Source organism: Flavobacterium sp. UMI-01 (genome assembly GCF_019656315.1).
Classification (GTDB): Bacteria; Bacteroidota; Bacteroidia; order Flavobacteriales; family Flavobacteriaceae; genus Flavobacterium.
In genome coordinates this window covers 343,075-365,242 of the sequence record NZ_BPLU01000038.1, presented here as the reverse complement: position 1 = coordinate 365,242, position 22,168 = coordinate 343,075, and the positions used below count along the sequence as shown (strand labels likewise).

General features: G+C 36.0%; 13 protein-coding genes. 11 read left to right on the top strand and 2 right to left on the bottom strand.

Annotation, left to right across the window (positions count from 1 at the left end):
• The first annotated feature begins 56 nt into the window (after positions 1 to 56).
• The 6 genes from K5R64_RS12080 to K5R64_RS12055 all read left to right on the top strand — a co-directional run bounded on the left by K5R64_RS12080 (position 57) and on the right by K5R64_RS12055 (position 10,405).
• The gene (locus K5R64_RS12080) at positions 57 to 1,853 is read left to right on the top strand and encodes an alkaline phosphatase D family protein (RefSeq protein ID WP_220763757.1); all 1,797 of its coding nucleotides are present in this window, start codon (positions 57 to 59) and stop codon (positions 1,851 to 1,853) included.
• Positions 1,854 to 1,875: 22 nt separating this feature from the next.
• Complete coding sequence (locus K5R64_RS12075) at positions 1,876 to 3,162, top strand: beta-porphyranase D (RefSeq protein ID WP_220763756.1); 1,287 nt, start codon at positions 1,876 to 1,878, stop codon at positions 3,160 to 3,162.
• Between the two features lie 39 nt (positions 3,163 to 3,201).
• The gene (locus K5R64_RS12070) at positions 3,202 to 4,689 is read left to right on the top strand and encodes an arylsulfatase (RefSeq protein WP_255580379.1); all 1,488 of its coding nucleotides are present in this window, start codon (positions 3,202 to 3,204) and stop codon (positions 4,687 to 4,689) included.
• A 4-nt stretch (positions 4,690 to 4,693) separates the two neighbouring features.
• On the top strand, positions 4,694 to 7,060 hold the full coding sequence (locus K5R64_RS12065; protein WP_220763754.1) for a glycoside hydrolase family 3 N-terminal domain-containing protein: 2,367 nt from the start codon (positions 4,694 to 4,696) through the stop codon (positions 7,058 to 7,060).
• A gap of 324 nt (positions 7,061 to 7,384) precedes the next feature.
• Positions 7,385 to 8,803 carry a sulfatase-like hydrolase/transferase gene (locus tag K5R64_RS12060; RefSeq protein WP_220763752.1) on the top strand — a complete coding sequence of 473 codons (1,419 nt, stop codon included), beginning with the start codon at positions 7,385 to 7,387 and terminating at the stop codon, positions 8,801 to 8,803.
• Positions 8,804 to 9,016: 213 nt separating this feature from the next.
• Complete coding sequence (locus K5R64_RS12055; RefSeq protein ID WP_220763750.1) at positions 9,017 to 10,405, top strand: family 43 glycosylhydrolase; 1,389 nt, start codon at positions 9,017 to 9,019, stop codon at positions 10,403 to 10,405.
• 181 nt (positions 10,406 to 10,586) lie between these two features.
• On the opposite strand, the gene K5R64_RS12050 is transcribed toward K5R64_RS12055, so the two are convergent.
• A complete protein-coding gene (locus K5R64_RS12050) occupies positions 10,587 to 14,879 on the bottom strand; it encodes a two-component regulator propeller domain-containing protein (RefSeq protein WP_220763748.1) in 4,293 nt (1,430 codons plus the stop codon).
• Positions 14,880 to 14,903: 24 nt separating this feature from the next.
• Positions 14,904 to 15,938 (bottom strand): LacI family DNA-binding transcriptional regulator, encoded by a 1,035-nt coding sequence (locus tag K5R64_RS12045; RefSeq protein WP_220763746.1) that lies wholly within the window; start codon positions 15,936 to 15,938, stop codon positions 14,904 to 14,906.
• Positions 15,939 to 16,146: 208 nt separating this feature from the next.
• On the opposite strand from K5R64_RS12045, the gene K5R64_RS12040 reads away from it, so the two are divergent.
• From K5R64_RS12040 to K5R64_RS12020, 5 genes are all read left to right on the top strand, one after another.
• Positions 16,147 to 17,160 (top strand): zinc-binding alcohol dehydrogenase family protein, encoded by a 1,014-nt coding sequence (locus K5R64_RS12040; protein WP_220763744.1) that lies wholly within the window; start codon positions 16,147 to 16,149, stop codon positions 17,158 to 17,160.
• Positions 17,161 to 17,171: 11 nt separating this feature from the next.
• Complete coding sequence (locus K5R64_RS12035) at positions 17,172 to 18,821, top strand: UxaA family hydrolase (protein ID WP_220763742.1); 1,650 nt, start codon at positions 17,172 to 17,174, stop codon at positions 18,819 to 18,821.
• Between the two features lie 84 nt (positions 18,822 to 18,905).
• Complete coding sequence (locus K5R64_RS12030; protein WP_220763740.1) at positions 18,906 to 20,381, top strand: tagaturonate reductase; 1,476 nt, start codon at positions 18,906 to 18,908, stop codon at positions 20,379 to 20,381.
• A complete protein-coding gene (locus K5R64_RS12025; RefSeq protein WP_220763738.1) occupies positions 20,372 to 21,199 on the top strand; it encodes an amidohydrolase in 828 nt (275 codons plus the stop codon). The genes K5R64_RS12030 and K5R64_RS12025 overlap by 10 nt, the downstream gene beginning before the upstream one ends.
• Before the next feature lie 5 nt (positions 21,200 to 21,204).
• The gene (locus tag K5R64_RS12020; protein ID WP_220763736.1) at positions 21,205 to 22,155 is read left to right on the top strand and encodes an aldo/keto reductase; all 951 of its coding nucleotides are present in this window, start codon (positions 21,205 to 21,207) and stop codon (positions 22,153 to 22,155) included.
• Positions 22,156 to 22,168: the final 13 nt, after the last annotated feature.

The following is a 22,168-nucleotide window of genomic DNA, read 5'->3' as shown; positions in this document are numbered from 1 at the left end:
GGTTTTGGTTACACTTATTTTCGTTTTCAATATCAGTTGATAAAATCATTTTAGTTATGAAAAAAATTATTGTATTTGTTTTTATTATTCTCAGCTATTTTTCTTTCGCACAAAAAAAGAATGTACTGGAAATTACCAGAAATCAAACACCTAGTGACCGAATTTGTTTTGCACTTTATACGGTTCATAACAACATCGTAAAGTTGACGGCACAATTTTATCCTATCAAGGATTACGAACCCTTTAGGGCAATACTCCAAATAAAAAAAGGAGCAGATTGGGAAACTGTACAAGAATCAGAAATTGAATATCCTGGATATACGGCACATTTCAGAATCGAAAAATGGGATGATTCTCAGGAGGCAACTTACCGTGTTGTACACAATAACAAAGCTTTTTATGAAGGAACAATTCAAAAAAATCCAATCCATAAAAAGGAAATTACAATGGCTGCTTTTTCCTGTTGGTCATTGTATGAAAGACATGGCGGACAAATTCCTGCCACAGATATTGTAGATAATTTAAAAAAATTAAAACCAGATGTGCTATTCTTTTCAGGAGATCAGGCGTATGATCATAGCGAACATTATAAATATTGGTTGAAGTTTGGAGAATCTTTTGGAGACATCATTCGCAATACACCAACTATTTGTTTGGTGGATGATCATGACGTAGGACAAGGAAATTTATGGGGTAATGGAGGTAAAAAAATAAATAATAGAGATGGGGATGAAGGAGGCTATTATATGCCAGTTTCGTATATCAAAGAGGTTGAAAGAGCGCAAACCAGCCATTTACCAGACCCTTACGATCCAACACCTATTGAACAAGGAATAGGAGTTTATTATACGCAAATGACTTGGGGAGGTATAAGTTTTGCCATCATTGAAGACCGAAAATTCAAATCGGGACCCAAACGAGTTTTGGAGAAAAAAAGGTATGCCGATACCCGTGATATGAATGTTGAAGGAGCAAGTTTGTTGGGACAAAGACAACTAGATTTTCTGGAAGACTGGACCACTAAATGGCAAGATGCCGAGATGAAAGCGGTTTTATCACAAACCATCTTTACGAATTTAGCTACTCACTCGCCTACAATTGATAAAAAACAAGGATACAGTACCGATTCCAATGGCTGGCCACAAGCAGGCAGAAACAAAGCTTTGAGTGTAATTAGAAAAAGTTATTCCTGTATGATAGCAGGTGACCAACATTTAGGCTCCGTAGTACAACATGGTATTGAAGACTGGAATAATGCAGGTTATTCTTTTGCAGTACCAGCTGCTGCCAATTTTTGGATGCGTTGGTGGAATCCTGAAGAAAAAGGAAAGAATCATATCAAAGGAATGCCAGATTATACAGGGGAATACGAAGATGCTTTCCACAACAAAATGACAGTTCACGCCGTGGCAAATCCTACGCATAAGGACAATTCACCAAGAGAAGATTTGTTAAAAGGAAGAGCCGCTGGATACGGAATCATTAAATTCAATAAGGAAAAAAGAGAAACCACTTTTGAATGTTGGGAACGTAATGTGGATATGTTTGCACCAGGAAGTAAACCTTATAATGGCTGGCCAGTAACTTTTTCGCAGCTTGATAATTTTAAAATAAAAGACGGTTTTGAATTACCAATCATAAAAATAAATCAAGCCAATCAAGTGGTAACAGTACGAAATTATTATACCAGCGAAGTGATTTTATCTTTGAGAATTAAAGGAAATCAGTTTCAACCTAAGGTAATGCAATCGGGTAAATATACGATTGAGGTAGGAGAAGCAAAAAACATAAAACGTTTCTACGAAATAGATGCGGTAAAGAAAAATAAAGAAGTACTCCAAGTATCACTTTAACTATAAATAGAATAGAAAAAATATGATAAAGCTTGCAAAAATAATAGTGGGATTAGTTGCATTTGGTAATGTAGTGGCAGGATATTCTCAAACTGTGTCTTCAGGTCCCCCAGAGCCTCCTTTAGGGAAAAGATGGGTAGTAAATCCTGATTTCTCAGATGAATTCAATGGAACGCAATTGGATACCACCAAATGGTATGACCATCATCCTACTTGGAAAGGAAGAGAGCCTGGTATCTTTTTGTCTTCTCAAGTTTCGGTCAAAGACGGTTTTCTTCAAATTAAAGGGGAGAAACTGAAAAAAGACACCATAATTAAAGCCTATGGAAAAGAGTCGATTTACAACATAGCTGGCGGTGCTGTAGTGTCAAAAAAATCAGTGCTTTTTGGGTATTATGAAACTAAAGTGAAGGCGGCGGCAACATCTATGTCTACCACTTTTTGGTTTTCAACGAATGGTACTAAAAAAGGGGCTAAAGACTGTGATAATTATGGTTTAGAATGGGACATCCATGAGTCTATAGGTAGGGATGGTAATTTTAGTGGCAGTTATTTTGCCCATGGTATGCACTCCAATTCACATTATTGGTATACGGATTGCAACAAAGAAAAACACGATTACCGTGCAGCAGCTGTTAATTTTAATAATCCTGAAGTTTCTTCTGCTAGATTCCATGTGTATGGTGGTTGGTGGCGTGATGAGCAAAATGCTAGTTATTATTACAACAATAGCGAACCCAAACATCAAAAGTTTTATGATAAAATAAGCGACAAACCCTTTGACAGACCAATGCATATGCGTTTAGTATCCGAAACTTATCCTTTTCCGTGGATTGAATTGCCTACAGATGCGGAATTGGCTGACCCTACTAAAAATGTGGTTTATTATGATTGGGTACGTGGGTATAAATTAGTCGATGTGACTGATGCTAATAAAGATGCTATTCATGACCCGTCGGTGAAACTTTTTGATGAAACGATCATTTTTCACTCAGCTACTATTGATATACCAGCATCCAATGTTTTAAAAATTCCGTTGGCCTATAAAGCCCTCGAAGACCGTGAAATTTTTCTAAAATTATCGGATGCAGATGGAAATAAAATCACTGAAACCAAGTGGGTTGCTTATGCCGGTTATGCTCATTTAGAGTATGAATTGAAATTGGATAAGCCTATTGAAGTCAACAAAGGCTATTCGTTGATGGCAAAAATTCGTCCACTGAATGTAGCTAAGCCTAAAGATATTGATACGAGTACCTTGATTATTAATGTAACAGAGAATAAAACAACTAAGAATAAAAAGAAGTAAATGATGAAATTAAGAAAGCTAGCAATTTGTTTGTCGGTAATGGGAATGATTAGTTTTCCAATTTGGGCACAAAAAAAGAATACTAAAAAACCAAATATTGTGATTATCTATTTGGATGATTTAGGATACGGTGATTTGAGCTCGTATGGGGCAACAGAAATTATAACGCCTAATATGGATGTATTGGCCAAGGGAGGAATTAAATTCACCAATGGCTATGCTACCTCTGCTACTTGTACTCCTAGCCGTTATGGATTATTGACTGGAGTGTATCCGTGGCGCAATGATGATGCTAAGATTTTACCAGGCTCAGCCCCATTGATTATTTCAACCCAACAAGAAACCTTGCCAAAAATGTTGAAGCGAGCGGGCTATCAAACAGCCGTAGTAGGTAAATGGCATTTAGGATTAGGAGTGGGAGAAACCGATTGGAACAAAACCATTTCTCCTGGAGCGAATGAGGTAGGTTTTGATGAATCGTATATTTTGGCAGCCACTCAAGACCGTGTTCCTACTGTGTACATTGATAACGGTCGTGTAGATAATCTAGACCCTAAGGACCCTATTTTTGTAAGTTATAAAAAGAACTTTGAGGGACAACCAACAGGAGTTGACAATCCAGAATTAACTACGATGAAATGGAGTCACGGTCACAATCAAAGTATTGTAAACGGAATTCCGAGAATAGGGTATATGAAGGGTGGAGAAGCTGCAAAATGGACAGATACCGATATGGCAGACCATTTTTTAATCAAAGCTAAAAACTATGTTCGCGAGCACAAAAGCAAACCGTTTTTCTTGTACTATGCTTTGCAACAACCACATGTACCGCGCACACCACATCCTCGTTTTGTAGGTAAATCAGGAATGGGACCTCGTGGAGATGCTATTTTGGAAGCCGATTGGTGTATTGGTGAATTCATGAAAACTTTAAAAGAAGAAGGAATTTTAGAGAATACTTTAATTGTTTTTTCAAGTGATAACGGTCCTGTACTGGACGATGGTTACCATGATGAGGCTGTTGAAAAATTAGGAAAGCATACGCCAGCAGGTAAATTGCGTGGGGGTAAATATAGTTTGTTTGAAGCAGGAACTCGAGTGCCTTTTATAGTGTATTGGAAAGGAACTATCAAGCCTCAAGTATCAGATGCTTTGGTGTGTCAAATGGATTTATTGGCTTCTTTTGCTTCTATGTTGGGAGTAAAAGCGAGTATGGGTGATAGCCAGAACACAATTAATACTTTTTTAGGAAAAGATAAAAAAGGCCGTCAAAACTTGGTTACCGAAGCAGGCTCTAAAACCGCTTTCAGAACGGGAGACTGGATTATGATTCCACCTTATAAAGGAAAAGCGATGAACGAGCAAACGCACACTGAATTAGGGATTGATACCCAATTTCAGCTGTATAATTTGAAAACGGATATCGGTCAAAAAAACAACCAAGCGGCTGCTAATCCTAAATTGGTCAACAGTTTTTTTGAGCAATACAAAAAAATAGTAGGAGACAAATACACACCTATAAAATAAAGTGATGAATTTTAAAACGATGCTAATTGGATTCTCTTTCGGCTTTAGTGTTTTGCTAAATGCTCAGGCACGAAAGACAGTTCCCTATTCAACACCCGAAATAGATGCTAAAGTAGAAGCCCTCATGAGCAAAATGACCATGGAGGAAAAATTAGCACAAATTGTTGGAACTCGTTTGAAAGAAATTATGGTCGATGGAAAAGTTTCTTTACAAAAATGTAGAGAACAAATACCGTATGGAATAGGTCATTTTTGTCAATTTTCATCTGGTTTAACATTAGAGCCTGAAAAATTAAGGGATTTAGTTCGTGAAGTACAGCATTATTTAATGACAGAAACCAAGACTAAAATTCCCGCTATATTTCATGAAGAAGCCATAACGGGTTTTGCCACACAAGGAGCCACCACCTTTCCGCAACAGATAGGAGTGGGTTGTTCTTGGAATCCAGATATAGTTCAAAATAATTCAGCATCAACGGCTCGAACCATGCGTGCTGCGGGAGCGACTTTTGCATTATCGCCCATGTTAGATTTAAGTAGAACCGCCCATTGGAACCGATTAGAAGAAAGTTATGGTGAAGATGCCTATTTGACTTCAAAAATGGGGGTTGCCTTTGTAAAAGGTTTGCAAGGAGATGATTTTAAAACAGGTGTTGCGGCAACGGTCAAACATTTTGCGGGTTATGGTACTTTTAACAATAGTGAAAAAGAATTATATGAGGAATATTTAATGCCACATGAAGCCTGTATCAAAATAGCAGGTGCCAAAAGCGTTATGCCTTCGTATGGTAAATACAAAGCTTTGCCGGTAGTAGCAAGTCCGATTATGCTTGACCAAATGTTACGCAAAGAAATAGGTTTTGATGGATTAGTAGTGAGTGATTATTTTGCGGTTTCCAAAACGTATAAAGGATACAAGCAAGCACCATCTGAAATGGTGGCAGGAGCTATGGCTATTAATGCTGGAGTTGATATAGAACTTTCTTCTCCTATTGCTTATCCTTTATTACCTGAAGCGCTTAAAAACGGTGAAGTTTCAATAGAAACCATCAATCAAGCCGTAAAAAGAGCGCTTATTATGAAAGCCAAGCTAGGCTTATTAGATGAAAATCCCATCATTGGAACCGAAGGTACATTAGATTTTGATCCGCCTGCTAATAGAAAATTGGCTTATGAAACAGCGGCACAATCAATTGTATTGTTAAAAAACAATGGTGTTTTACCTTTAAAAAAAGAAGTCAAGAAAATTGCATTAGTAGGGCCTAATGCGGCTACTTATCAATGCTTGTTAGGAGATTATACCTATCAGTCTATGATTTCATTTTGGCACAGTACAGCGTTTGATCCTACCAATCCTAAGTTAATTACATTAAAAGAAGGGTTGGAGAATAAAGTAGCAAAGGACGTCCAAATATTTCATGAAAGAGGTTGTGATTGGAGTGCGGCATTAGAATCAAAAATTGATAATAGTGGTTTAGGCGATGATCGATTGAGTAAGTTAAAAATATTAAGTATCAAAGGGCTTCCGCAACCGGATTTACAAAATGCCTTAAAAATAGCGAATGAAAGTGATGTGATTATTGCTGCTATGGGCGAAAACTTGTATTTATGTGGTGAGGGAAGGGAACGAAAAGGAATTCGTTTACCAGGTGATCAGGAAGCTTTTGTTGAAAAATTAATTGCTACAGGCAAGCCTGTGATTTTGGTTATGTTTGGTGGGCGCCAACAATTGGTGAGCAAATTTGAAGACAAATGTGCTGCCATCGTTCAAGCATGGTTTCCTGGAGAAGAAGGCGGGAACGCATTGGCTGATATTTTGGTAGGAAATGTAAATCCATCAGCTAAATTATGTGTGACCTATCCTCGTACCGAATCTCGTGACGAAATTAATTATAAAAATGGGTACGAAGAGGCTTCTTTGGTACAATATCCATTTGGTTTCGGACTGTCATATACAAACTATGAATATTCGAAATTTAAAATAAAATCGGCTGTTAAGATTACCGATGATCGTTTTGCCATTGCAGTAAATGTTAAAAACACAGGAGAACGTGCTGGGGAAGAAATTGTTCAATTGTATGTTTCGCCAGTAGATAAAGCATCAACCCAAAAGCCGATACAATTAAAGGGTTTTGAGCGTGTGGCTTTAAAAGCAGGCGAAGAGAAAACTGTAATCTTTCATGTATCTCCACAACAATTGGTGCAGTATAAAAATGAAAAATGGATTGTTGAAGCAGGAAAATACGAATTCAAAATTGGCGCTTCCTCCACAGACATTCGTCAAAAAGGGATAATTGAATTCAAAGGAAAGGACTTGATTTTAGAGCATGGAAGGGAAGTGTTTTTCACGGAAAATGAAGTGAAAGATTAAAGCTTTTTGAAGATTGATTCAGTATTGTTATCAATTTATTGGTTCCAAAAACAGTTAAAACGATGCACTTTAGTGCATTTCGCTTTAGCTTCTAAAAATTTTTGCCACAGATTATAAAGATTCAAAGGATTAATCTGTGTTAATCTTTTTAATCTGTGGCTAACTATAACGTTTTTATATGCAGGCTTTTAGTCTGACAACCAAATCTATAAACTTTCAGTCCATAGTGGTTTAGTCGATTAGATGATTTTATTTGACTAAACGGGATTTGTCTAGTTTTTAAGAAGGGTCACGCCCAAATTAAATGATTAAAATTAACTAATAATGAAACAAACTAAGAACCTTTTTTTACTAATGATTGTTTTTTCATTGGCATTTTTACCAATGAAATTAACGGCACAAAAAACAGCACCTAAAACAAATATCATTTTCCTTTTTGCTGATGATGCGGGGTATAATGATTTTGGATTTCAAGGCAGTAAGTATTTTTCGACTCCTAATTTGGATAAGCTAGCTGCTGAAGGGATGGTTTTTAAAGAAGCTTATACAACCGATTCTGTTTGTGGACCTTCGAGAGCGGGATTGTTAACAGGGATGTACCAACAGCGTTTTGGTATTGAAGAAAACAATGTGCCTGGTTATATGAGCGAATCCTCACGATTGAATGATGACGAAATGGGGTTGCCGTTAAATATTAAAACCATCGCCGATTACTTGAATCCATTGGGGTATAAGTCGATTGTTCTAGGCAAATGGCATTTGGGGAATGCCGATAGATACCATCCTTTGAAAAGAGGTTTTGATGAATTTTACGGTTTTAGAGGAGGCGCTAGAAGTTTTTGGCCTTTGACCGAAAACGAAGCCAAACAAAGACCAGAAGATAGATTAGAGCAAGGTTTTGGGAATTATGCAGAACCACAAAAATATATCACCGATGATTTTGCAGACAAAGCCTGTGAGTTTATGGAACGCAACAAGAAAAATCCATTTTTTATGTACGTTTCTTTTAATGCCGTGCATTCGCCATTGCATACTACCGAGGAAGATATGGCTAAAATTAAACACCTAACAGGGAAACGGAAGCAATTGGCAGCTATGACACTTGCCTTAGACCGTGCTTGTGGGCAAATTCTAGACAAACTAAAAAAGCTAGGTTTAGAGAAAAATACGCTGATTGTTTTTGGGAATGATAATGGTGGGCCTGATGTTACCGAAACTTCTAATTACCCATTGAGTGGTTGTAAATCGACTTTATTAGAAGGGGGAATTCGAGTGCCATTTATCATGAAATTACCTTCGGTTATTAAAGCTGGAACTACTTATGATAAGTCGATAAGCATGTTGGATATGGCACCTACATTTATCAATCTGGCAGGAGGAAACGCTGCTCAAATTAAGGCATTAGACGGTGTTGATTTAATGCCATTTATAACCTATAAAAACACTGAAGCTCCACATCAAAGATTGTTTTGGAAAATAGCCAATAGAGGTGTAGTTCGTGAAGGCGATTGGAAATTGTTGCGTTACCCAGACAGACCGGCTGAGTTGTATAACATTACTCAAGACGTTGGAGAGAAAAACGATTTGGCTACTCAATATCCAGATAAAGTGAGAGCCTTGTATAAAACCTTGTTTGACTGGGAAGCAGGTTTAGAACGTCCTTTATGGATGTTAAAAACAATATATGAAGTGAATGCAGTAAAACGAACTGATGAGAAACGGGAACCAATTATAGATAAATAAAATAGAATTTTTAAAACTGAAATTCGCTAATCGAATTGTTATAATTACTCGATTAGCGATTTTTTGCTTTCAGACTTGATTTTAAATGATTGGTTTTTTAAATGAACCATTTGTGTAAAAGATTGATGCGTTTGTAAACCGTTTGTTAGAGCCAATATTTTAGAATTGTACTTTAAATAAAGATGTTAATTAATAACCAAAAAATAATTCGGAATGAGATTTTTAAATAATTATACACTAGTAGCACTAGGATTAATTACCCACAGTATTGTGGCACAAATAGGAGTGAAACACGGTAAAGATGATCATCGTAGCTTATGGGGAATCAATCCTAACGCACTTCATGTGGATGTCATTGCTCCTGAACACGGAATGGCCGACCCTCATGCTTGGGTACAAAACGATACCGTCTATGTGATTTGTGGGCATGATGAATCGTGGGAAGGCAAAGGTTCTTTTAGAATGGATCGTTGGGAGGTTTGGTCTTCGGGCGATTTAAAAAATTGGAAGCATCGTAGAAATATTTATCCTTCACAAACCTACATTGGCAATCAGCCGAATTGCTGGGCAGGAGATATAACGGAAAGGGATGGGAAATTTTATTGGTTTTTTTCCAACAGAAACAAAGATACAGGTGTCATGGTGGCTGATCATGCAACTGGGGAATACAAGGATTTGTTAGGCAAGCCTCTATTGCCTGAAGGGATTGTTCCAGTACATCCCTATGATCCTGAGGTTTTTGTGGAAAATGATGTTTATACCATTTGTTTTGGAGCAGGAACCTACTATATGGCTACTTTATCTAAGGATATGAAATCTTTGTCAACAGAACCCAAAGCAATTATTATTCAGGATGAAAAGGGACAAAGGATGAATGCAGAAGATAAGTCAACGTTATTCAAACGCAATGGCTGGTATTATTTAGTGTTTGGAAGCAGGTATGCGATGTCTAAGAATTTATATGGACCCTATGAATTTAAAGGCGCTTTCCTAAAAGGCGGACATACCAGTTTTTTTGAATGGAAAAATCAATTGTATGTGCTACAAGAAAACCATGATATTAGTGCATTTTATAGAGGAGCGAGTTTAAAACCTGTCTTTTTTAACAAAGACGAAACTATTATCATTCCTAAAGAAGATCGAATGTATCCTTCTCCTGGGAGGCCTTTTGAATTTAAAAACAGTACCATGGGGTGGAGTGCTCTAGGAGGTACAACAATTTCATTTAAGGATGGGAAATTAATTGGAAAAATTACAGCCAAAGAGGCAATTGTTCAAAGTGCACCATGGTTATACACTGAAACAGCATCATGTTCAAAAATAACCATTAAAATAAAAAACAACAGCAAAGCCAAGGAATTAAAACTAGCGCTTTATACCCGTAATCGTTCTGCTAATTTTTGGTCAACAGGAACAGGACAAGTAGATTGGAGTAAACAAGAATGGATTTCAGTTTCTATAACAGCTCAGGATACAAAGTTTAAAACCTACACGATTGACTTATCGAAATTCCATCAAATTAACGAAAGATTGATGCAAGTAGGTTTGCAATTGAGCGCTGAAAATGGAAATTGGGAAATTGAAGAAGTGTTGGTAGAATAAGTTTATTTTGCAAAAAAGGATTAATGCCGTGAAGCATTGAAAATAGAATATCCCTAATGCTTATTGAAATTTGTTTCAGTAAGCTTTAGGGATGTTTTTTGTCTGTAATGTTTTTGGCTGCTTTTAATGAACAAGAGCAAAGAAGAAGTTCTTGTCAAGATAGAAAACAAAACAAGATGATTTATTCAGTATCTTCCTCCTTTGAATCGATTTCGTTTGATTCATTTAAATCGGACTCATCCATTTCCTCTTCTCGTAAATATTTACTAGGAATCACTCCAAATTGTTTTTTGAAGCATTTTGAAAAGTAGGAAGCGGTATTAAAACCAGTCATATACATAATTTCTTTGACAGAAAGATCGCTTTGTTCTAGTAATTGCATTGCTCTTTTTAAACGAATGTTTCGAATAAATTCACTCGAAGATAAACCCGTAAGTTCTTTGATTTTTAAGTACAAATTGCTTCGACTTAATGCCATTTCTTTAACCATCAATTCCACGCTAAACTCGGTATTCATCATGTGTTTTTCAACCACTTCAATTGCTTTTTGTAAAAAGCGTTCGTCAGCTGAGGTTACTGTAACTTCATTAGGTTGTAAGGTTGTTTCTCTATTGAATTTTCGTCGCAAATCTTCTCTGTATTTGAGAATGTTTTTGAGTTTCAATTCTAATAATTCCATGTCAAATGGTTTACGGATATAACCATCAGCACCATTTTTTAAACCTTCTTTTTCCCATTCTGTAGATGTTTTTGCGGTAAGCATCACAATTGGGATATGACTGGTTTCAGAAGTGGTTTTGAGTTTGTCACACATTTCAATTCCATCCATAATAGGCATAAAGATGTCCGTCAAAATAATATTCGGCATTAATTTATGGGCTAATTCTATACCTCGTTGTCCATTTTCAGCTTCGTAGATATCGTATTTTTTTTCTAAACCATTTTTTATTAAAATGCGAATATCAGGATTGTCCTCAACAACAAGTAAAACGGGTAATTTAGACCTTGATTTGTGTTCGTTTTGATCCACAATTTCATCTAATATCTCGACTGCATGGGTTTCAGCATTCAATTCGGTAGTGAAAACATTATTTTCTGTTTCACCTCCAAAAGTAATTCCGTTGATATTTTCATAGGCTCCTTTGTTTTTAGGCAACCATATAAAGAAGGAAGCACCACGTTTTTTGTTATTAGTAACTTCGATGTGGCCTTGATGCAATTCGATTAATTTTTTTGTAAAATCCAAACCAATTCCAGTTCCTTGTGTATTTACTTTTCGATAATCTTTATCGACATAAAAACGTTCAAAAATAAAATTTAATCGGTGAGGAGGAATTCCTAAACCAGAATCTTTTACTTTGATGATGATGTAATCGGATGGATTTGCATTAATTTCCATATCAGAAACAATAGTATGGTCTTTTCCATCTAATATTTCCACGGTAATTTTTCCTCCTTCTGAAGTAAATTTGAATGCATTAGAAAGTAAATTATTCATAATTTTTTCTAGCGCATCCGTGTCAAACCATAGTATAGGGTTTTCAATTTTTGAATTGATTTTAAAGTCAATATTTTTTTTATGGCTCAAAAACTGAAAGGGTTCGCCAACTAATTTCAAGAATTCTAAAAGGTTGCTTTTCCAAACTATTAAATCCAGTTTCCCCTTGTCCATTTTGCGGAAATCTAACAATTGATTTACCAATCGCAAAAGGTAATCAATGTTTTTATGCATGATTCCATATTGTTCGTTGACTTTCTCTTTTGAAATTGTACCGCTATTTTTTTGTAAATATTCTAAAGGGCCTTTTATTAAAGTTAAAGGGGTTCTGAATTCATGAGAAATATTGGTAAAAAACTCTAATTTCAAACGATGCATTTCATCGTGTTTTTCTTTTTCAAATACTTCTAATTCCAATTGATGTTTTTTGGCAGAACGAATAATTTCAAACCTTCTAAGAGCCATTAAAAAACCTATAAATACTATAAAATAAATAAAATAGGCAAAATTTGTTCTCCAAAACGGAGGAACAACAGTAATTTTTATTGAGGCGGGAGTTTCATTCCAAATCCCATCATTGTTAGAGGATTTAACCAATAAAGTATAGGTTCCAGGTGCTAAATTGGTATATGTAGCCAGTCTGTTTTTGTAGGAAGTATAAATCCATTCGTCATTAAAACCTTCTAGTTTATAGGCATAACTATTTTTTCTAGGAGCAGTATAATTCAAGGATGAAAATTCCACAGAAAAGCTGTTTTCACTGTACAATAATTCTATTTCATCGATAGTATTAATGGATTGATTTAAAATAACTCTGCCGTTAAATTCTTCCCCTATTGCGATAGGTTTATTGAAAATGGAGAAGGAAGTGAAAACTGTTTTGGGTTTCACTAAGTTGTCTTTAATTTGATTAGGATAAAAAGTGTTAAAACCATTTATTCCACCAAAAAGTAATTCACCATTTGATCTCTTGAGATAGGCTAATTCACTAAATTCATTACTTTGTAAACCATCATTAACATCATAGTTTTTGAATTTTTCAGATTTGATCGTAAAGCGAGACAGTCCCTTATTAGTGGATAGCCAGAGATTACCATAACTATCTTCTAATATACCTTTGATTACATTGTTTGGAAGTCCGTCTTTCTCAGAATAAGATTTAAAACTTTCCTCTTTTCCAATTTTAGCAGGGATCAATTTGTTTAGTCCTCCTCCAAACGTTCCTATCCATAAATCACCATAGCGACTCTCATGAATGGCCAAAATATAATTATGACTTAAACTAGATGGATCATTAGTCTTGTTTTTGAAAATTTCAAAATTAGGATTGTTTTTCCTTATCTGGTGTGCAGGTAGTTTATTGAGTCCATCTGCTGTCCCAAACCAGATATTTCCTTTGCTATCTTCGTATATAGAACGTATGATGTTGTTCGAGATACTTGTTGGTCGATTGCTATTTTGGTATAGAATATCTTTTTTGTAAACTCCAGTTGTTTCCGTTGCCAACCATCGATGAACACCGCCGTTGTAGGTTCCTATCCAAACATTTTTCTTAGAATCTACTAAAATGGAAAAGACACTATGGTCTATTTGTTTTATATTTTTAATTTGAGCTTTTGATATTGAATTGGGATGGGTAATATCTAATTCGTATAATCCGTTAGTTCCTTCGGCACCAATAAGTAATTTTTTAGAATTGCCTTCTTTTACTTCTGCTAAGGCAAATATCTTAAGTGTGGAAAGTAAATTAGTAAAATCAACATATTTTTGTCCTTTTTTAATATAATTCAGACCTCCTCCTTCAGTACCAATCCACATATATTGATTACTATCTTCAAAAATACAACGTACTTTATCGTTAGAAAGACTTGATGGGTTAAGCGTTTTTTTGATATGTTTAAATCTTTTAACGTTGGGATTGAATTTGTTGACACCCCCACCATTTACACCAATCCAAAGTATGCCCCCTTTATCTAAAAACAATGATTTAACATCACTTTTACTTAAACCTAGTTCAGGATTTTTGGGATCATAACTATATTTTTTGATCAGATAAGGCAGTTTTAAAGTAGAAGCATTTTCAAAACGAGACAATCCATTTGAACTCCCCGCCCACAAATATCCTTTGGTAGAGAGTAAGCAGGTAAAAACTTCATTACTAATTACATCAACAGCTATCTTGTTGTTTTTTGAAGATATGATATGCAATCCGTTATGAGCTCCGATAATCAGTCTGCCAAATTCATCTTCAGTGATACTTCTGACAGAGATGTTAATTAGTCCTGTGTGCTCAAAATAGTTTTCTCCCTGTCTGTTTTTTACTAGTTTAAATAAACCAAACTTACTGCCAACCCAAATGTTATTTTTACTATCTTCAAATATACTATTGACGTTACTACCATCCCATGAATTTATATGTTGTTTTAGATTAATTTCATAATGATTAAAAACAGCGTTTTTTATGGGTTTGTTTAAATCAAGCATGTCAATTCCTTTGGGAGTACCTATCCATAATCTATTTTTTTTATCGATAAGTAAAGAACTAATAGTATTGCTTACAATACTCAAGTTATTACCAACTTCATTTTTAAAATGAGTAAATGTTTCTGTTTTTTTATCAAAAAAATTCAGTCCACCACCAGTAGTTCCAATCCATAAATTATTATGCTGGTCTTCAACAATTTTCCAGACTAAGTTACTACTGATACTTTTTTTATCATTTAAATCAGGTTTATAAACGGAAAAATTATAACCATCATATTTATTAAGACCATCATGAGTTCCAAACCACATAAAACCTTGTTTGTCTTGATAGATGGTATTGATATCGCTTTGAGACAAACCGTTATCGGTATTTAGATGTATGAAGCTGTTTTCTTCTTGTGCACTAAGCTGCATAGCAAAAAACAATAAAAAGAATGTTTTAAGTAGGGTGGAACAAGAGTAGGAGCGGGTTGGGTTAGTTAGTTTAGGCATTCTATAGTGGTATTAAATTGTTTTTTAGTACAATACTTTTTTACTAGAAGATTCTCTAATAATCAATTCAGGAGTTAAAATTATTTTATTCAAACTCGTTTTCTTTTTCGGATTTTTCATTCTTTCTAAAAATGCTTCAGCAGCTAATTTTCCTATTTGAGTACTATGTTGATTGATGGTAGAAATAGACGGTTTAGCCAATGAAGTGAAAGGTTCATCACTAAATCCTACCAATGCTATCTCTTCGGGAACTTTTATACCTTCTTCAAGAAGGACCTGTAAAGCTCCTAGTGCGGCATAATCCCCAGCGGCATAAACAGCATCTGGGCGTTCTGGTAAAGCTAATAATTCTTTCATTATTCTCCTACCATCTTCCACACGTAAATTGCTTTCAATAATCATTTCCTCTTGAATGGGCAGTCTTGCTTTTTCCATAGCATCTCTAAATCCTATAATCCTGTCTTTATAAATCCGAATATGGTTGAAACCAGCAATATGGGCTATTCGTTTGCAATTTTGACTTACTAAATGTTCTACAATCAAATGACTACTTTTATAATCATCAATCCCTACATAGTCCACATTAAGTTCGTCCTCACCTCTATCAAACAAAATTAAGGTGACTCCTTTGGATTTTATTTTCTCGTAATATTCTAAATTGATAGTCTCATTTGCCATCGAGGCAATAATGCCATCCACCTGAATTCCTAATAGAGAGTCAATGCTTTGACATTCTTTTTTATACAATTCGTTGGATTGTGTCATCACCATATTATAGCCATTTGCGTTCAAGACATCTTCCATCTCTTGAACCACTGACGAAAAGAAATTACTATTTACTCGCGGAATGATTACTCCCACTAAATTGCTTTTTCCTTTGCGTAAGGCACTCGATAAATAGTTGGGTTGATAATCCAATTCGATCGCCATTTGTCGCACCGCTTCTTTGGTTTTATCACTAATTCTAGGATGATCACTTAATGCTTTTGACACCGCTGAGGGAGTCAAGTCCAAAGCATTAGCAATATCTTTTATGGTTGATTTTTTTTTTATTTCCAATTTCTTTCTATATTTGTTCAATCGTTTGAACAAATATAGATTCTTTTTTATTAAAAACAAAATATCAGAATACAATAAGGAAACAACTGAAACCTAAACGAATACAGGATTTTACGAATAAATACTAATTTAAAGATTTCCAAAATCTTTTATTTTTCAAAAACTGTTCAAACGTTTGAACAGATAATAATAAAAACAAAAAAATAAAATGAAATACATTGTTTGCGAAAAGCCAGGAGAATTTTTACTGAAAGAAAAAGAAGCTCCTATCAGAAAAGAAAACGAAGCTTTATTACAAATCAATAAAGTTGGAATTTGCGGAACCGATTTGCACGCCTATAGTGGCAATCAAGCTTTTTTTACTTATCCAAGAATTTTAGGACACGAATTGGCTTCAACTGTTTTAGAAATTGGGGATAACCCAAGAGGAATCAAAGCAGGTGATAAAGTGGTGGTGATGCCTTATATCAGTTGTCAAGAATGTATTGCGTGTCGTAATGGAAAAACCAATTGTTGTACCAATATTAGAGTATTAGGAGTGCATACTGATGGCGGTATGCAAGAACAAATTACCGTTCCTGCTAACATTTTATTGCCAGCGAATCATTTGTCAAATGACCAAATGGCGATTGTTGAACCGCTTGCTATTGGTGCACATGCGGTACGTAGAGCTGGAATTGTTGCTGGTGAAACAGTAGCGGTTATTGGTTGTGGTCCTATTGGAATTGGGATTATGAAACTAGCCCAAATTGCAGGTGCGAAAGTAATCGCTATCGATATGAACGAACAGCGTTTGGCTTACGCCAAAGAAAAAATTGGAGTTGATTATACGGTTGTAGCAGGCGAAAATGCTGTTGAAGCGATTAAAGAAATTACCAATGGCGATTTATGTACAGCGGTTTTTGATGCTTCTGGACACAAAGGAGCATTAGAATCGGCACCTAATTATATGTCACACGGTGGTCGTTTTGTACTAGTGGGTTTATCCAAAGGGGAACTGACTTATACGCACCCTGCCATTCACGCCAAAGAAATGACTTTGATGTGCAGTCGTAATGCCACTACAGAGGATTTTGAACACGTAATCAATGTATTGGATCAATTCCCAACAGATTCTTTCATCACACATACAGTTCCTTTTACGGAGATGATTGCAAATTTTGATAGCTGGTTAAATCCTGCAACAGGTGTTATCAAAGCCACTGTCGAATTTAATTCCTAATACCGTTTATCATGTCAAAAACATTTGTACAAATACATCCCAAAGACAACATTATTGCGGCCTTAATTGATTTACCTAAGGGAACTGTTATTCCGCATAACGGAGACGAAATTACTTTGGTACAAAACATCAAACAAAAACATAAATTCACCACCGTTGATTTAGCTGTGGGTGACGAAATTTATATGTACGGTGTGCTGATTGGAAAAGCCATGTTGCCTATTCAAAAAGGAGAAGCGATAACCATAGAAAATACCAAACACGCTTCGGCAGATTTTAATGACTGCAATGAAAAATTTGTTTGGAACGCTCCTGACACTTCAAAATTTGAAGGACGTACTTTCAACGGTTTTCACAGGGAAGATGGCAGTGTAGGAACAAGAAACTACTGGTTAGTGATTCCACTTACTTTTTGTGAAAACAGAAATATTGATGTGCTGGAAGGGGCATTAGCAGAGAAATTAGGATACGAAACGGTCAAAGATTTTGCTGTGGATACCGATGCTTTGATCCAGCAATACAAAGCTGGAGCAAGTGCTGAAGATATCCTGAATACGCCCATTATTTCAACTAAAGAGGAAATCGCTAAAAACCGACTTTTCCCGAATGTGGACGGCATCAAATTCTTGAAACACGATGGTGGTTGTGGAGGCATCCGTCAAGATTCGGAAGCACTTTGTAATTTGTTGGCAGGCTATATTACGAATCCAAATGTGGCTGGAGCAACTATCTTTAGTTTAGGGTGTCAAAATGCCCAAATTCATATGCTTCAAAAAGCGATTGAAGACAGAGATCCAAACTGTAAAAAAACAATCCATTATTTAGAACAACAAAAAAGTGCGAGCGAGCGTCAATTGATTGAAGAGGCTGTAAAACATACTTTTTTAGGATTAATTGAAGCCAATAAAATCGTTCGCCAACCAGCTCCTATCAGCAAAATTGTTTTGGGATTAGAATGTGGTGGTTCCGATGGATTTTCTGGTATTTCAGCCAATCCTTCCCTTGGGTATGCTTCTGATTTACTAGCCGCTATTGGAGGTTCACCCGTACTTTCGGAATTTCCTGAATTAAACGGTGTCGAACAAGACATCATCAACAGATGTAAAACCGAAGAAGATGCTAAAAAGTTCTCTCAATTGATGAGAGCCTATTCTGCTGCTGCCGTTGCCGTAGGTTCCGGATTCGAAAACAACCCTTCGCCAGGAAATATCAAAGACGGATTAATTACCGATGCAATGAAATCAGCAGGTGCTGCCAAAAAAGGAGGAACTTCACCAGTCGCTCAAGTATTGGATTATACCGAAAAAATAAGAAAACCAGGTTTGAACTTGCTTTGTACGCCTGGAAATGATGTAGAAAGTACCACAGCCTTAGCGGGTTCTGGTTGTAATGTGGTGGTTTTTACCACTGGTTTAGGAACGCCTACAGGAAATCCTATTGCACCAGTGTTGAAATTATCGAGCAATACCACTCTTTTTAATAAAATGAACGACATCATTGATATCAATGCAGGAACGGTCATCACAGGTGAAGACACGATTGAAACCATGGGCGAAAACATCTTAGAACATATTATCAGAGTAGCAAATGGCGAAATTTCGAAAGCCGAAATCAAAGGGCAAAACGACTTTATTCCTTGGAAAAGAGGGATTTCTTTATAGGAGATACTAAGATGCTAAGGCACTAAGGTGCTGAGAATCTTAGAAACTCAGCACCTTAGTACCTCAGAACCTAAATTAAAAAAAATGCAAAAATTAAATAGAACAACAACAAACAAAACAAACACAGCTCCAGAAAGAGTAATGCAATTTGGTGGTGGAAACTTTCTACGTGCTTTTACGGATTGGATGTTTGATGTTTTGAACAAAGAAACCAACTTCAACGGAAGTATTGTCATCATCAAACCGACTAAAAGAGGGGATTATGACGAATTAAAAGAACAAGAGGGTTTGTTTCACGTGGCTTTGGACGGCATTAGAAATGGGGAATTAGTTTCCACTGTTAGCTTAGTCGAAAGCGTTAGCCGAGTGATTCAGCCTTATACCCAATGGGAGGAATATTTAAAATTGGCTGAAAGTACTGATTTAAGATTCATTGTATCCAATACAACTGAGTCTGGAATTAAATTTTCGGAATCAGATGCTTTCAATGATAATCCTCCACATGAATTTCCAGCAAAATTGATTGTCTGGTTGCACCATCGTTTTCAATTTTTCAACGGAGATAAGACCAAAGGTTGCATCATCATGCCTTGTGAATTGATTGAACAAAACGGAGACGCTTTACATGCCACACTTTTGCAATATGCTAAACATTTTAATTTGTCAGAGGCTTTTATCGAATGGTTGAATAACTCCAACTATTTCTGTAATACTTTGGTGGACCGAATTGTTTCGGGTTATCCTTCCGACAGAGCAAATGCTATTTTGAATCAAATAGGTTTTGATGATAAATTATTAGTTGCTGGTGAGGACTATCACAGTTGGATTATTCAAGGGCCAGCAATGGTTCAAGCCGAATTGCCTTTTGCAAAAACAAATTTGAATGTTCAGTTTGTAAATGATGCTCGTGCGTATCGCGAAATGAAAGTACGTATCTTAAACGGAGCGCATACTTCCCTAGTTCCAGTGGCGTATTTGTCAGGATTACGCACGGTTAAAGAGTCGATGGATACTCCTTTGATGCTGCAATTTGTAAACGAAGTTTTATCCGAAGAAATCACGAAAACCCTTCAAAATTTCTCTGAAAAAGAATTAAACTATTTTGTCAACGCCGTTTTGGACCGCTTCAAGAATCCTACACTCAAGCATTTCTTGATTAGTATTTCGTTGAATAGTACCTCTAAATTCATGGCGCGTTTGTTTCCCGCTTTAAGCGAATATACCGCTGCTTATAATGAGTTGCCTAAACGAATTGTGTTTTCATTATCCTGTTTAATCCGTTTTTACAAAGGAGAATTTAATGGCGAAGCAATTGCGGTTAATGATGCGCAACCCACTTTGGATTTTTTCAAGGAAACTTGGAAACAAAGAGAGGCGGGTGAAATTACTACTATTCAATTAGTGCAAACTATTCTTTCGAATACTGCTATTTGGGGACAAAACCTAGATGCAATGGCAGGTTTATCTTTGGCTGTAGCCAAAAATATAGAAGCTATTGAGAAAAACGGAATAGAGACTGAAATCAAAAACTTGTTAGAAATTCAAGAATTATGGCAATAGATTCACACCAACATTTTTGGCAATACGAACCCAATAAACACGATTGGATTGACGACGAAATGGCTGTTATCCGTCGCGATTTTATGCCTGATGACCTAGCTATTGTATACCAAGAAAACGGAATTGATGGTTGCGTAGCTGTTCAAGCTGATCAAACCCTAGCCGAAACAGATTTTTTATTAGAACTCGCCACTAAGAATGATTTTATCAAAGGAATTGTAGGCTGGGTGGATTTAAGAGCTGCTAATATTGATGAAGTACTGGCTTTATACAGCCAATATCCCAAAATCAAAGGGTTTAGACATGTGGTACAAGGAGAGCCAGATCACAACTTTTTACTAAGGCCCAACTTTTTACGAGGTATTGCTGCTTTGGAAAAATACAATTTCACTTATGATATTCTGATTTTTCCACACCAATTGGGAGCGGCTTTAGAATTAGTTAAAAGATTCCCCAATCAAAAATTTGTAATTGACCACATTGCGAAACCGTATATTAATGATGGTTTTTACGAAGGTTGGGCAACGTTGATGTTAGCCATTGGTAAACAAAAAAATGTGTATTGCAAATTATCAGGCATGACTACTGAGGCGGATTATAAATCTTGGACACCTGAACAAATTCATCCCTATATGCAACTGGTACTAGAGGCATTTGGAACAGACCGAATTTTATTTGGATCGGATTGGCCAGTATGTTTGGTAGCGGGAAATTATACCCAAACAAAAGAATTAGTAACCCAATTTATTGCATCCCTTTCTGTTGAAGAACAAGAAAATATCATGGGACAAAACGCAATTAATTTTTATAACTTATAATAAAGATGACAAATACAAAACCCACATATATCAAAGGCGATTATACAAAAAGTCCTTTTTTTAACAACCAAAGTCGTTTGGTTGTAGGCTGTTCAGGTCTTGGCGGCGTTTGGAGACCAATTGAAGAAAAAGTGGCTATTGACACACTATTGCATGCTTTAGAGGATGGAGTACGTGTTTTTGATACAGCCCCTTCCTATAACAAATCCCAACTTTTTTTGGGAAAAACACTAAAAGAATGGTCAGGTGAAAAACCATTTATCAGTACCAAAGTCGGGCGTCTTCGTTCTGAAAAGGCAGATGATTGCATCGTAGATTATTCACCAGAAACCATGAAAAAAAGTCTTTACGAAAGTCTAGAAGTGTTAGGTTTGGATAAAATTGATTTGTTGTTTTTGCATGAACCGCATTTGGTTCCTGTTGAAAAAATGGATGAAATCATGGATTGTTTGCATTCTTTTCAAAAAGAAGGAGTTGTAGGGCAGTTAGGTGTTGGTGGAAACCCTACGACTCCTTTTTACCCGCATATGATTAAAGAGAATTTTGATGTGGTTTCAGGATTTTTAAAATTAGACGCTTGTAATATCACTGCTTTTGACAAGGATATTCCACAAATCAAAAGAGAAGGGATGGGGTATTATGCCGCTTCGGCTCTGCATATGGGATTATTAGGTAGAAGATTAGAAACCTATGCCGAAGAGCGTCCAAATAATGAATGGATAACCAATACCGATGTTGATATCGCTTTAAAAGTAAATGAAATCGCTAAAAAACATGACATTCCATTATCACGTTTAGCACTTCGTTATGTCTTTTCTACTCAAGAAGCAGATAGAGTAGTGGTAGGTCCTACAACCAAAGACCAATTGATTGATTTATTGGATGCTTGGAAAGAAGGCAAACTAGAAGAGTCTGTTTTTGACGAAATTACAAATACAATCATTTCAAACCGATAAACCATAAGTGTTA

Excerpts from the sequence above, each read along its gene's own strand:
- K5R64_RS12080 (WP_220763757.1), top strand. The coding sequence starts at position 57 with ATGAAAAAAATTATTGTATTTGTTTTTATTATTCTCAGCTATTTTTCT.
- K5R64_RS12075 (WP_220763756.1), top strand. The coding sequence starts at position 1,876 with ATGATAAAGCTTGCAAAAATAATAGTGGGATTAGTTGCATTTGGTAAT.
- K5R64_RS12070 (WP_255580379.1), top strand. The coding sequence starts at position 3,202 with ATGGGAATGATTAGTTTTCCAATTTGGGCACAAAAAAAGAATACTAAA.
- K5R64_RS12065 (WP_220763754.1), top strand. The coding sequence starts at position 4,694 with ATGAATTTTAAAACGATGCTAATTGGATTCTCTTTCGGCTTTAGTGTT.
- K5R64_RS12060 (WP_220763752.1), top strand. The coding sequence starts at position 7,385 with ATGAAACAAACTAAGAACCTTTTTTTACTAATGATTGTTTTTTCATTG.
- K5R64_RS12055 (WP_220763750.1), top strand. The coding sequence starts at position 9,017 with ATGAGATTTTTAAATAATTATACACTAGTAGCACTAGGATTAATTACC.
- K5R64_RS12050 (WP_220763748.1), bottom strand. The coding sequence starts at position 14,879 with ATGCCTAAACTAACTAACCCAACCCGCTCCTACTCTTGTTCCACCCTA.
- K5R64_RS12040 (WP_220763744.1), top strand. The coding sequence starts at position 16,147 with ATGAAATACATTGTTTGCGAAAAGCCAGGAGAATTTTTACTGAAAGAA.
- K5R64_RS12035 (WP_220763742.1), top strand. The coding sequence starts at position 17,172 with ATGTCAAAAACATTTGTACAAATACATCCCAAAGACAACATTATTGCG.
- K5R64_RS12030 (WP_220763740.1), top strand. The coding sequence starts at position 18,906 with ATGCAAAAATTAAATAGAACAACAACAAACAAAACAAACACAGCTCCA.
- K5R64_RS12025 (WP_220763738.1), top strand. The coding sequence starts at position 20,372 with ATGGCAATAGATTCACACCAACATTTTTGGCAATACGAACCCAATAAA.
- K5R64_RS12020 (WP_220763736.1), top strand. The coding sequence starts at position 21,205 with ATGACAAATACAAAACCCACATATATCAAAGGCGATTATACAAAAAGT.